The sequence below is a fragment of the Solimicrobium silvestre genome (genome assembly GCF_002976435.1).
Lineage (GTDB): Bacteria > Pseudomonadota > Gammaproteobacteria > Burkholderiales > Burkholderiaceae_D > Solimicrobium > Solimicrobium silvestre.
Genome location: NZ_PUGF01000039.1, coordinates 17,590 through 30,439, shown reverse-complemented (window position 1 = coordinate 30,439; position 12,850 = coordinate 17,590). Strand labels below are relative to the sequence as shown.

The 12,850-nt window shown below is 44.9% G+C and carries 10 protein-coding genes; 1 reads left to right on the top strand and 9 read right to left on the bottom strand.

From position 1 onward, the window contains the following. Window positions 1-136: 136 nt before the first annotated feature. From S2091_RS23170 to S2091_RS23160, 3 genes are all read right to left on the bottom strand, one after another. Window positions 137-2,251, bottom strand: coding sequence for an EAL domain-containing protein (locus tag S2091_RS23170; protein ID WP_105534350.1), 2,115 nt, complete (start codon window positions 2,249-2,251; stop codon window positions 137-139). 220 nt (window positions 2,252-2,471) lie between these two features. Further along, window positions 2,472-3,767 (bottom strand): MFS family transporter, encoded by a 1,296-nt coding sequence (locus S2091_RS23165; RefSeq protein WP_105534349.1) that lies wholly within the window; start codon window positions 3,765-3,767, stop codon window positions 2,472-2,474. A gap of 7 nt (window positions 3,768-3,774) precedes the next feature. Then, on the bottom strand, window positions 3,775-3,981 hold the full coding sequence (locus S2091_RS23160; RefSeq protein ID WP_207769791.1) for a SlyX family protein: 207 nt from the start codon (window positions 3,979-3,981) through the stop codon (window positions 3,775-3,777). 184 nt (window positions 3,982-4,165) lie between these two features. Between S2091_RS23160 and S2091_RS23155 the strand changes: the two genes are divergently transcribed. Further along, a complete protein-coding gene (locus S2091_RS23155; protein ID WP_105534348.1) occupies window positions 4,166-6,463 on the top strand; it encodes a tetratricopeptide repeat protein in 2,298 nt (765 codons plus the stop codon). Window positions 6,464-6,514: 51 nt separating this feature from the next. Here the strand turns inward: S2091_RS23155 and S2091_RS23150 are convergent, their stop codons facing one another. The 6 genes from S2091_RS23150 to S2091_RS23125 all read right to left on the bottom strand — a co-directional run bounded on the left by S2091_RS23150 (window position 6,515) and on the right by S2091_RS23125 (window position 12,712). Then, complete coding sequence (locus S2091_RS23150) at window positions 6,515-7,678, bottom strand: cystathionine beta-lyase (protein WP_105534347.1); 1,164 nt, start codon at window positions 7,676-7,678, stop codon at window positions 6,515-6,517. Between the two features lie 60 nt (window positions 7,679-7,738). Continuing rightward, window positions 7,739-9,100: a 30S ribosomal protein S12 methylthiotransferase RimO gene (gene rimO / locus S2091_RS23145; RefSeq protein ID WP_105534346.1), complete on the bottom strand. Its 1,362-nt coding sequence runs from the start codon at window positions 9,098-9,100 to the stop codon at window positions 7,739-7,741. Between the two features lie 102 nt (window positions 9,101-9,202). Continuing rightward, window positions 9,203-9,781, bottom strand: a complete 579-nt coding sequence (locus S2091_RS23140; protein ID WP_105534355.1) for a GNAT family N-acetyltransferase — start codon at window positions 9,779-9,781, stop codon at window positions 9,203-9,205. Between the two features lie 101 nt (window positions 9,782-9,882). Further along, window positions 9,883-10,311, bottom strand: coding sequence for a hypothetical protein (locus tag S2091_RS23135; protein WP_105534345.1), 429 nt, complete (start codon window positions 10,309-10,311; stop codon window positions 9,883-9,885). A gap of 51 nt (window positions 10,312-10,362) precedes the next feature. Beyond that, window positions 10,363-11,505, bottom strand: coding sequence for an acyl-CoA dehydrogenase family protein (locus S2091_RS23130; protein WP_243405541.1), 1,143 nt, complete (start codon window positions 11,503-11,505; stop codon window positions 10,363-10,365). 22 nt (window positions 11,506-11,527) lie between these two features. Next, complete coding sequence (locus S2091_RS23125; protein WP_105534344.1) at window positions 11,528-12,712, bottom strand: lipid-transfer protein; 1,185 nt, start codon at window positions 12,710-12,712, stop codon at window positions 11,528-11,530. Window positions 12,713-12,850: the final 138 nt, after the last annotated feature.

Here is a 12,850-nt window from a genome sequence, read left to right as displayed (position 1 = left end):
TTCATCGTGCGTCAGCAGCTCATACAAAAGTAGCTGCGCTAAAGACCGAATGTATGGCTGCAATCGACTATGTCATGACATTATTTGCAAATTGTACTTGCAAGCGGGAGGCGTCCATGTATGGGCTAAAGCAGAATCAGCCCAACTTAGTTTTAAGTACCTGCAGTTCAAATTCATCCACTGGCAGTGGATGACTATGTAAATATCCCTGATATTCAACACAACCCGCTTCACTTAAAAATTCTTTCTGCGCTTCCGTCTCCACGCCAACTGCAATAACGTGCAACCCCAAAATTTTAGCTAATGCGACGATCATTTTAGCCATGGCGGCATCGTTGTTATTAGTCAGAACATCATGCACAAATGCACGTTCTATTTTCAACTCGTTAAGCGGTAACTGATTCAAGTGGGATAAAGAAGAGTAACTTCGTCCAAAATCATCCAGCGCAAATCTCACCCCCTGCAACTTGAGTACCGACATTTTTTCAATAACGCATGGCACATTATTCGCTAAAAGATGTTCTGACAACTCCAGTTTTAATCGATGTGGTTCAGCTCCAGTGCGTTGCAGCACCGCTAAAACTTGCTCAACGAATTCGGGGCGACGAAACTGAATAGAACTCACATTAACAGCAACGCTGAGTGCCGCCAGCTCAGGATGCGACGCCCAGAGTGCCAATTGCCCACATGCCATATCTAATGCTAACTGCCCTAACGGCGCAATTAATCCGGTTTTCTCTGCGAGCGGAAGAAATTCGCTGGGTGCCAGCAGACCTCTGCTTGGGTGCTGCCACCTTAATAATGCTTCACATCCGAGGAGTTGGCCGTTTCCACCGGCTTGAGATTGATAATGAAACAGGAATTGCTTCTGAGCGATGCCGTTCCGCAGTTCTTTCTCTAGCGTAATTTGTTCATGACCGGTGGCTTTCATGTCAGTTTCAAAAAACTGGCAAGTGTTACTGCCCATAATTTTAGATTTATACATGGCGATATCCGCCTGCTTCAATAAATCATCCGCTGCCAGTGAGTTACCCTTAAAGAGCGTAGCGCCAATACTTGCGGTGCCATGATGCGTAATATGGCCCAAATGGTAATTTTGATTGAGTGTATCGACTATTTTTCCAGCAATTTTTTTACTGACCTCTAATGCCACTGCTTCGTTTTCATTAATATCTGCTAACAGCACGATAAATTCATCACCGCCCAAACGAGCAACGGTATCACTGACACGTACCGAGGCAATTAAGCGCTTTGCCACTTCCTTCAACATCTGATCCCCAGCATTATGTCCGTGAGTATCGTTGAGCGGTTTAAACTTATCCAGATCAATCAGCAGCAAACTATTGTACATACCACTCCGGGCACTTCTAATTTTGGTCTGCCTGATTCTGTCCATCAAAAGCTTCCTGGTAGGAAGCCCGGTCAAGTGATCTAACTTGAGCTCTGACACTTCTTTACTGGTATCGCGCAATACCAGTAAAGCTCGCGCCATCACGCCGACTTCATCGTGCCGATCCAAATCAGGTATTTCACTATCCAGCTCCCCTTTGGTAATACTCTCGATCCTAACGGCCAAACGCCGCATTGCTAACAGCAAGTCATGCCAAATAAAATAAGTAACGCCGGTAGCTAGAGTGAACATTCCGAGGAATATCCATAACAACCGAATCGCCTGCATTCGGAAAGTTTCATCGATGTCATCAATGTAGACGCCGGTTCCTATCGACCAACCCCACGGCTCAAACAAGCGGCTGTAAGAAAGCTTATCAAGTGGAATTGTTTGCCCAGCTTTAGGGATACGGTAAGTAGTAGTACCTTCTTTGTCCGGGCTACGTGCCACATTAATTAAGCGATGCACCATATAAGCGACTACCGGATTTGTTTTTGCATCCGGCCCGGTAAAAAAGTTTTTACCTTCATACTTGACGTTACCGCCGTGCGCAATGCCATTTCCATCCAGATCCCAAATGAAATAATAGTTATTGCCATCATAATGCATGGCACGCACCGCATCTCTGGCGGCATGGCGCGCCTCTTCATCGGTCATTCGACCATTACTTGCCTGGTTATGGAAATAAACTAGTGTGCTGTAGCCGGTGTCTAGCAGGTGTTTTACTTCTGAAGTCCGCTCCTGCATCATTGAACGTTTCAAATCCAATAAGGAAATAACGGAAATGCCAGCCTGAAATATAAATCCTATCAATAACACCAGCAAAAAACGGGCCGCGACGCTTAACCTGGAAAAAGGCATGATGAAAACACTTTCTTCACCCACAGTTGAAAAGCATAAAAAGATAATAAATAAGCAACTATATAATGCTAAATATCGTCATTCATTTCTTATCAAATTACACCTTGGGTAGTTAAACTTCAATACAAAGCTAATCTTTACCTACTTCTATCCGCTGAAGAAAAAAGGGCGCAATGTAATTGCGCCCTTTTTAAATAATAATTACTCAATTTTTCAAATTTTATGGTTCGTGTACTAAATAGCCTTCTTTACTGGTATCGCGCATTCGATAAGAAACAATCAGGGCGATTGCACAAAGCGCCGTCACATACCAATAAAAGCTTGATTCCCATCCAATTGATTTCAGCCATAACGCCACGTATTCAGCCGACCCACCAAACAGTGCGTTACCGATAGCGTAGGAAAGCCCAACACCGAGCGCCCTGACTTCAGGCGGAAACATTTCTGCTTTAATTAAGCCGGCTATCGAGGTATAAAAACTGATGATCGCCAAAGCAAACAGAATTAACCCAAACGCCGCGTAAGGATTTGAAATGTCTTTTAAGGCAACCATAATCGGCACGGTACACAAAGTGGCAAGGCTGCCAAAGATCAACATATTGGACCGGCGCCCGATTTTGTCCGACAGTGCCCCAAATAACGGCTGCATAAGCATGTAACTAAATAACGCACAGGTCATCACTACACTGGCTGTTTTGGCGTTCATACCGGCTGTATTGACCAAATATTTTTGCATATAGGTGGTAAAGGTATAAAAAATCAACGAGCCACCAGCAGTAAATCCAATCACTGTCAGCAAAGCACTTTTGTGCTTCATTAACCCTACCAAGGTACCCGCGTCCTGATTTTTCCGGCTTTCCTCGGAAGAGGTTTCACTGAGTGATTTTCTCAAGTAGAGCGCGACAAGCGCAGTGATCGCACCAATCACAAATGGCACACGCCAGCCCCAGTCTTTTAATTGTTCTGTTGTCAGTAATTGTTGCAGTATCACCAGCACCAATACAGCTAACAATTGCCCGCCTATCAGCGTGACGTACTGAAAGGAGGCAAAAAATCCACGCCGTCCTTTAAGCGCAACTTCACTCATATAAGTAGCACTAGTGCCATATTCACCGCCCACCGATAAGCCTTGTATCAAGCGCGCCAGCAATAATAAAATCGGAGCCGCCGCGCCGATGGTCGCGTAAGTTGGTAAACACGCGATCATGAGCGAGCCGCCACACATCATCAACACGGAAATCATCATAGAGATACGCCGACCATGCTTATCCGCTATCCGCCCGAACAACCAACCTCCAATCGGACGCATTAAAAAACCGGCTGCAAATACGCCAGCGGTATTAAGAAGTTGTGTAGTTGAATTTCCGCTTGGGAAAAAAGCGGAAGCAAAATAAATCGAACAGAATGAGTAGACATAGAAATCAAACCATTCGACTAAATTGCCGGATGAAGCGCCAATAATGGCGAAAATACGGTGCTTGCTATCAAGCTCTATTTTGTTGGTTTGCACAGTCATCAAAGCCTTAATAATGAGGCGGTCTGTCGTGCGCCAAACCGGCTTGGCCACTATTGGAAGAAACTTCTTTAAAGCGCTGAATTAATGCCGTGCAAAGCAACTCCAATTCGTCGATTTTCTTTTGCTGCAGATAGACCTGTTGATTCAAGGTATCTAATAAATCCTCCTGACGAGTCAGTTTGATTTCAATATTTTCTAAACGATTTTCTATCATTATTGATCCGCAGTGAATTGCATAAAGAGTGATTTTACCGCACACATAAAAATCACAGTCATTTCTTGGCAGGGTATTTTACTATTCTAAGAGTGTGGCCATAGCTCAAATTTACATTAAACTATGCTAAATTTTGGGTTAAATTTAGACTTTACACTTATCTTCAAGCTGAAAATATCATTCAATGAGCACAAAAAAAACCAGCAATTCTTTAGTCGAGCAAGTGCAAGCTAAATTACAACAAGCTTTATCACACCATCAACATGGTCAGTTGGCTATAGCAGAAGCTCTCTATCTAGACATACTGAAAACTCAACCTAAACAGATCGATTGCCTACACCTTTTAGGGGTTATTGCATCGCAATCAATGCAACATCAAAAAGCAGTAGACTTAATTAGCCAAGCAATCGCCTTGTCCCCCAATAACCCGCACTTTTACTCAAATCGTGGTTTAGCACTGAAAGAGCTTAATCAACTTGATGCAGCGATTGCTAATTATGATCGCGCTATTGCACTTTCGCCAGATTTTGCTGAGGCTCACTCCAACCGAGCCGTTGCACTCACTGAGCTAAATCGACTGGATGAAGCCGTTGCCAGTAATAATCGCGCGATCGCCATTAATCCCCAATCTGCAGTAGTTCACTATAACCAAGGCGTTGCACTTTTCGGGCTTAATCAGCTGGAAGCGGCACTGGCAAGTTATGATCGCGCTATTCGCATCAAACCTGACTATGCAGAAGCCTACTCTAGCCGCGGCACTACATTAAAAAACCTCAAACAAGCAGAAGCCGCAGTTGCCAGTTATGACCAAGCAATTGCCATCAATCCTAACGATGCTGAAACCTACGCGTGCCGCGCAATGGCTTTCACGGAACTAAACCAAGCGGATGCAGCAATTGCAAGCTATAACCGCGCTATTGAACTCAATCCTAAGCATGCCGTCGCTTATTTGAATCTTGGCATTATTCAAGAAATACAACTTAAACATGCAGAAGCAATAGCTAATTTTGACAGGGCTATTGCGATCAATCCGAACTTTGCTGACGCCTACGCTAACCGCGGCATTGCGTTAAAAGAATGCAATCAATGCGCAGCAGCAATTGCCAGCTATGATCAAGCGATTGCCATCAAACCGGATTTCGCTGAGGTTCATTCCAATCGAGGAATTGCATTTTACGCACTCAAACAATATGATGCCGCAATTGCCAGCTATGACCGAGCTATCGCGCTCAAACCCGATTTTGCTGACGCCTATTCCAATCGTGGAGTTGCATATAAAGAATTAAAATTACTAGAATCCGCTGCAGCCAGTTTTGAGCGCGCATATACCATTAATCCCGACTACGCTGCGGCATACTCCAATCACGGCATTATTTTTCATGAACTGAAAATGCTGAAGGAAGCCATTGCGGATTATGACTGCGCAATTAGTATTGACCCTAACTATGCGCATGCCTATTCCAACCGTGGTGTGGTGTATCAAGAACTCAATCAACTAGAAAAAGCAATTTTTGACTATAACCGCGCAATTACTATTGACCCAAACTACACAGATGCTTACCTTAATAAAGCATTTACTTTGCTCTTGAGTGGAGATTTTGAACAAGGTTGGTCTCTTTATGAATGGCGCTTGAAAGAGCGGGAAACTGAGCTGCGAGAACGGTATGCGCCACACCCAACCTGGTCAGGTAAGGAATCGCTTAAAGGTAAAACAATAGTTCTGCACAGTGAGCAAGGATTTGGTGACACGATCCAGTTTTGCCGCTACGTAAAACTAGTTGCCCATTTGGGTGCTCAGGTTATTGTCGAGGTAGAAAAACCGCTAATCAATTTATTCAGCACGCTTGAAGGCGTCGACAAAATTATTGTTAAGGGCACTGAGTTGCCTTCATATGATTTCCACTGCCCTATGATGAGCTTGCCATTGGCGTTTAAAACAAATTCGGAAACAATACCGAGCGCGCCCAATTACCTGTCAACTGATCAAGCTAAGATTGCTTATTGGACGCAAAAATTGGGTGAAAAAACTACCTTGCGTGTGGGGCTGGTGTGGAGTGGTAACCCTGATTATAAAAATGACCGTAGCCGCAGCATCTCACTTTCAACCTTGCTAGCGCAATTATCGCCAGATTATCAGTATGTAAGTTTACAAAAAGACATACGCGACGGTGATGACGCAATTATCAAGTCGCATAAAAATTTCATCCACACCGGCGATGAAATCACCGACTTTTCTGATACAGCTGCATTGTGTGAGCTGATGGATGTAATTGTCAGCGTAGATACCAGCACGGCCCATTTAAGTGGCGCACTAGGAAAACCAACCTGGCTATTATTGCCGTTCAATCCTGATTTCCGATGGTTATTAAATAGAGATGACAGCCCTTGGTACCCAAGCGTTAAACTATATCGACAAAAAAATGCTGGGGACTGGAATGAAGTCCTAGAAACTATTAAAAACGATTTAACACGCTTAGCCTAAACTAAAAAAACCGCTTAAAAGCGGTTTTTTCTAAACGAAGGGTTTAACAATTCAACCCATTTTTGCCAATGCTTGTTCAATGTCAGCGATCAAATCAGCCACATCTTCCAAGCCAATATTAAATCGCACTAATTGGCCTTTTTCGGTCCAGTTTGAACGCATTGCTTTCATACGATAAGGTACACATAAACTGTTTGCCCCACCCCAGCTATACCCGATTTTAAAGAGGGATAAACTATCAACGAAGCGGTCGGTTTGCGCTTCGCTGTAATCTGCATCAAAAATCACTGAAAATAGGCCGCCAGCGCCGGTGAAATCACGTTGCCATGTTTCATGCCCGGGGCAATCTGGCATGGCCGGATGTAAAACTTTGCTTATTTCAGGACGGCTTTTTAACCAGGTAGCGATTTTTCTAGCATGCAGATCATGCGCAGAAAAACGTAATGGCAAACTAGGTAAGCTACGTAAAATCAGATAAACATCATCCATTCCCACGCCCATTCCCAATAACTTACGTACCACTTCCAAACGTTCATGCAGTTTTAGGTCTTGAGTAACCAGCGCACCCATTAATACATCGGATCCACCGCACTGGTATTTGGTGAGTGCCTGCATGCTGATATCGACGCCATGCGCAAAAGGCTTAAAGGCGATTCCGGCAGACCAGGTATTATCCAGCGCCACAATCACATTGCGTGCATGTGCGGCTTGGCAAATTGCGGGAATATCAGCGACTTCCATGCTGACAGAACCGGGCGCTTCAGCCCAGATTAAACGCGTATTGTCTTGGATTAGGTCGCTAATATTTGCGCCTATCATCGGATCATAATAACGTGCGGTAATGCCGTAATCACGTGCCAGCCATTCACCTAAATCGCGATTAGGGCCGTAGGCATTATCCGCTATCAGCACATCATCGCCACTCTTCAGGAAGGCCAGACTAACCAGGGCAATAGCGGCTAAACCACTCGGCGCTAATAAGCAATGTTGACCATCTTCAATTGCTGCTAATCGGGCTTCTAAGGTGCGTGAAGTTGGTGTGCCGTGTAGGCCATAGGTATAGATAGATTTATCTAACCAGGTACTGCTCCGCATTGCCGCCACGTTTTCAAACAACACAGTAGATGCATGGTGGATCGCCGTGGGAAAAGCGGAAAAACCTTCTGGAGCAGTGTATTCGGGGTGAATGATTTTAGTGGCTGGATGTGGTTTCATAGTTAAATTGGTTTTTTTGATCAAAATAATTTTAAATGCCCAACCACATCCTACATGAAATTATATCGGCTCAGCCCATAAATCATGCGCATCTGATGTCGTAACTTTGACATCAATAAATTCACCAACAATCAATTTTTTATGCGGCTCATACGGTGCTTTGACATAGACAACACCGTCAATTTCCGGCGCATCTGCCGAAGAACGCCCTACTCCGCCCTGACGAGTCACTTCGTCCAGCAACACGCGCATGGTAGTGCCTACTTTGGCTTGCAAACGTTTTTTGGAAATTTGCTCTTGTAATTCCATAACCCGACCGCGACGCTCTTCGCGCACTTCTTCTGGCACAGGGTTAGCTAACAAATTCGCCGTTGCGCCATCGACTGGTGAATAAGCAAAGCAACCTAAACGATCTATTTCAGCTTCTTTTAAGAAGTCGAGCAAGTAAGAAAATTCGGCTTCGGTTTCACCAGGAAAGCCAGCAATCAAGGTGGAACGGATAGTTAAATCAGGGCACATCTTGCGCCATGCCTGAATACGATCCAGATTTTTTTCACCGCTAGCTGGACGCTTCATGCGCTTTAATACATCGGGATGCGCATGCTGCAACGGCACGTCCAAATACGGCAAAATCAAACCTTCCTGCATATGCGGAATAATTTGATCGACGTGCGGATAAGGATAAACGTAATGCAAACGCACCCAGGCGCCGTACTGTTTAGCCAATTCGCCGAGCGCTTCAACCAATTGCGTCATATGGGTTTTGACAGGTTTACCATTCCAAAAACCCATGCGGAATTTAACATCCACGCCATAAGCACTGGTGTCTTGGGAAATAACGAGTAATTCTTTTACGCCGGCTTTAAACAGGTTTTCTGCTTCAAGCATTAATTCAGCGATTGGACGTGAGACTAAATCGCCGCGCATCGATGGAATAATGCAAAAGCTGCAACGATGATTACAGCCTTCAGAAATTTTTAAATAAGCGTAATGCTTAGGAGTGAGTTTAACGCCTTGCGCTGGCACCAAATCTAAAAATGGGTCGTGCGGCTTAGGCAAATGCTTGTGTACGGCGGCCATGACTTCAGTCAATGCATGTGGGCCGGTTACTTCCAATACTTTAGGATGGATAGTTCTAATCATATCCAAACCTTGCGCGTCTTTTTTAGCACCCAAACAGCCAGTAACGATCACTTTACCGTTTTCATGCAATGCTTCACCAATCGCATCCAACGACTCTTGAACTGCCGCGTCAATAAAACCGCAGGTATTAACAATGACTAAATCTGCGCCATCATAAGACTTAGCTGTCTCATAGCCTTCTGCGCGTAATTGCGTGAGGATTTGCTCGGAGTCAACCAGAGCTTTTGGGCATCCAAGTGAAACGAAGCCGATTTTAGGGGAAATTGGAGAATCTTGCATGGCGATCTTAGTTCAAAACGAAGCCGCCATTGTACTCTATCCCCGCCCTGCTGATTAATGCAAAGCAAGGAATTGCACACCTAATTTTAGATAAATATCAATTTAATCAACAACTTTGGCATAAATGCGCATATCTTTAAGCTGATTAGACACTGAATCACGTGCTGCGCTGCGTAAGATACCTTCAAGTTTAAAACCTGCTTTTTCCGCAACTTTCCAACTGGAGACATTCAAATCATCGGCACGAATTTCTATCCGTCTTGCAGCCAAATGCTGAATGACAAAATTAGTTATGGCATGCACCGCCTCACCGACATAACCATTTCCTTGGGCGCTTACGCGACACCAGTAACCAATTTCAAATTTTGGTACTGCCCAATCTATTCTATGTAGTCCGATGCTGCCAATAAAACTGGCATCGGATTTTGAAAACATAAAAAACCGTAAATCTTCACGCCTAATAAATCGACACCAATTTTCTCGACAAAAAATCTCCGAATTTGCCAGCGAAGCTTCGGCTTTCACCCAGGGCAAATCGGCTAAATGCGCGCGTAAATCATCGTGCGATTCTTGTAACGCAGCAAAATGTGCTGCGCCATCGCCCGGCCTGGCGGCACGAATAAATAAACGTTCAGAGTCGAAGCTTTCTGGGATATCTAGCAGCACAGGATTGAAGGTCATAATGAATAAAGCAATTTTAAAGGTGACAGAATAAGATATTTTTACATTTAAACAAAATTTTTCGTATGCAATGTTAAGTGGCATCGTAAAAAGCTATTCTTCTATTTTAAGTTTGGCCAAACTTGTATCACACCAACAATATGAAAAACGGCAAAGACTAAACAGATGACTGAACTCCACACTACGAATGGCGTCGCTTGTGCCATAAAATACAGCGGCACAACAACCAGGCCGCGTATCAGATATATCAACGTAATTAATACCAGCGCCGCTTTTAAATAAGGCAGTAAACCCGATGGCAAACTCACCGCACCGGCTCCAGCCAAAGCAATTCCTGCCCAACTTGCCAGCACTAATGCAATTCCAGTAGTGACCAAGGCCGGATACCAATCACCGCGCTCGGCAGCTCGCGCCATTCTCTCGCCAGCGCCAAAAAAACGGTACCAATTTGCGCCATTAATAATAATTGCAATATGTAAAAGCGCCGCAATGGCGCTTAAACTAGCGGCGATAAGCAAGACTTTATTCATTGAACAAACCCTTCAGTTATGACTAATTACAAATCTTTGCCAGCGCCTTAATTAAAGCGAGCGTGCGATGATTTCCTTCATGATTTCATTGGCTCCACCATAAATTTTCTGCACCCGCGCATCGACATACATCTGCGCAATCGGATATTCCAGCATATAACCATAACCGCCAAATAATTGCAGACATTGATCGATCACTTTGCATTGCAGATCGGATATCCAGTATTTAGCCATGGAAGCGAGTTCAGCATCCATCCGGCCTTCGATCATATCGACGATGCAACGATCAATGAAGGTGCGCGCAATAGTCGCTTCGGTTTTAATCTCAGCTAGTACAAAGCGTGTATTTTGCATTTCGATCAGTGGCTGACCAAAAGCTTTACGCTCCCGTGTGTACTCTATCGTAAGGCGCAAAGCACGTTCAATTACGGCCACACCACCCACGCCGAGAATCGTGCGCTCGTATGGCAATTCGGTCATTAATTGTGCGAAGCCTTTACCTTCCACTCCGCCTAAAATGTTTTCTTGTGGTACGCGCACATTATCAAAAAACAGCTCGCAAGTATCTTGCCCTTTTTGACCGATTTTTTCAAGAATGCGTCCCACTTTAAAGCCCGGGCAATCTTTGGTTTCTAACAGCAATAACGAAACACCTTTAGAGCCAGCATCAGGGTCGGTCTTGCATACCACCAGAATTAAATCAGCTAAATAACCATTTGAAATAAATGTTTTTGAGCCATTCAACACATAGTCATCGCCTTTTTTTATGGCCGTACTGCGAATCCCTTTTAAATCGGAACCGGCACTCGGCTCAGACATGGCGATTGCCGCGACCATTTCACCACTAGCCAGCTGCGGCAGATATTTTTTCTTTTGCGCTTCGGTGCCTTGGTTGTTCAAATAATGCGCCACAATCGCATGGACATGAATTCCAAAACAAGAATCCCCGGCAGTCGCCAATTCTTCAAATACCACACACTGATGCGCGAATGTGCCGCCAGAGCCGCCATACTCATCGGAGATATCGGCCAACAACATCCCCATCTCACCTGCTTTGTTCCAAACGCTACGATCTACATGCTGTTGTTTTTTCCACTTTTCTTGATGGGGCACTATTTCCAAATTAACGAAACGGCGCACCGCGTCACGAAAACTTTCTAATTCCGGGGTCATCCAGGTTGAAACCGTATTCATTTTATTTCCTCGTTTTCATTGATTAGGCTGCGCGATACATGGTGACAACACATGCACCGCCCAAACCAAGATTATGCTGCAAGCCAACTTTAGCGTTGTCCACCTGACGTGCGCCTGCGGTACCGCGCAATTGATGGGTCAACTCAAAACATTGTGCCAATCCAGTAGCGCCCAACGGGTGCCCTTTAGACAGTAAGCCACCCGAAGGATTAGTCACGACTTTGCCGCCGTAAGTGTTGTCTCCATCATTAATAAACTTAGTTGCCCCGCCTTCCGGACACAAGCCCAGCGCTTCATAGGTAATTAATTCGTTATGGGCAAAGCAGTCATGCAATTCAACGACATCTAACTCATCGGGCCCGATGCCGCTTTCTTCATACACTTTTTGCGCAGCTTCTTTGCTCATTTCATAGCCAACCAAACGCATCATGTCACCCGATTCAAAGGTGCTTGGCTTATCTGTCGTCATCGCTTGCGCTGCAATATAAACGCCGGCATTCAAACCTTTGGCTTTGGCATATTTCTCTGATACCAACACTGCCGCCGCGGCACCACAGGTTGGCGGGCAGGCCATTAATTTAGTCATGACGCCAGGCCAGATCATGGTTGAATTCAACACATCTTCCGCTGTTACCACCTGCTTAAAAACTGCCAAGGGATTATTCACCGCGTGGCGACTGGCTTTAGCCCGAATTTTGGCAAAAGAGTCAATCGGCGTACCGAATTTTTGCATGTGACTTAAACCTGCACCGCCAAAATAGCGCAAAGCTAGTGGCAATTGTGGCATTCCGACTAATTCAGCAGTCACTCGATCAAAGGGATCAAAAGGACTTGGTCGATCTTGAAATACCGAGTTCAATGCGCCTGGACTCATTTGCTCGAAGCCGAGTACCAATACGCAGTCAACCACACCGCTGGCAATTGCCTGACGCGCCAGGAATAAAGCGGTTGAACCGGTTGAACAGTTGTTGTTAACGTTAATGACGGGGATGCCCGTCATACCTACTTTATAGAGTGATTTTTGGCCGCTAGTCGAGTCGCCATAGACGTAACCTACATAGGCTTGCTGCATGTCTTCATAACTCAGTCCTGCGTCAGCCAACGCCATACGAGCAGCTTCGCTGCCCATTTCATCATAAGGTGCGTTAGTGCCTGGTTTGGTGAATGGGATCATTCCAACACCAGCAACTATTACTTTGGTATTCATTGCCAACTCCTGTATAGATAATGCAGCCATAAGCACATAATAGGTCATGCGACCTAGCGTTGAATTATAATTCAGCCGAACTGCTTGTCAAGACTTCTGAGGTAATATTCAGCATTAGTAAATGAGCGCTACCATCCC

What these genes read in the sequence shown, in the direction of transcription:
- S2091_RS23170 (WP_105534350.1), bottom strand. Translation starts at nt 2,251, where the DNA reads ATGCCTTTTTCCAGGTTAAGCGTCGCGGCCCGTTTTTTGCTGGTGTTA.
- S2091_RS23130 (WP_243405541.1), bottom strand. Translation starts at nt 11,505, where the DNA reads ATGAATACGGTTTCAACCTGGATGACCCCGGAATTAGAAAGTTTTCGT.
- S2091_RS23165 (WP_105534349.1), bottom strand. Translation starts at nt 3,767, where the DNA reads ATGACTGTGCAAACCAACAAAATAGAGCTTGATAGCAAGCACCGTATT.
- S2091_RS23125 (WP_105534344.1), bottom strand. Translation starts at nt 12,712, where the DNA reads ATGAATACCAAAGTAATAGTTGCTGGTGTTGGAATGATCCCATTCACC.
- S2091_RS23140 (WP_105534355.1), bottom strand. Translation starts at nt 9,781, where the DNA reads ATGACCTTCAATCCTGTGCTGCTAGATATCCCAGAAAGCTTCGACTCT.
- rimO (WP_105534346.1), bottom strand. Translation starts at nt 9,100, where the DNA reads ATGCAAGATTCTCCAATTTCCCCTAAAATCGGCTTCGTTTCACTTGGA.
- S2091_RS23150 (WP_105534347.1), bottom strand. Translation starts at nt 7,678, where the DNA reads ATGAAACCACATCCAGCCACTAAAATCATTCACCCCGAATACACTGCT.
- S2091_RS23155 (WP_105534348.1), top strand. Translation starts at nt 4,166, where the DNA reads ATGAGCACAAAAAAAACCAGCAATTCTTTAGTCGAGCAAGTGCAAGCT.
- S2091_RS23135 (WP_105534345.1), bottom strand. Translation starts at nt 10,311, where the DNA reads ATGAATAAAGTCTTGCTTATCGCCGCTAGTTTAAGCGCCATTGCGGCG.
- S2091_RS23160 (WP_207769791.1), bottom strand. Translation starts at nt 3,981, where the DNA reads ATGATAGAAAATCGTTTAGAAAATATTGAAATCAAACTGACTCGTCAG.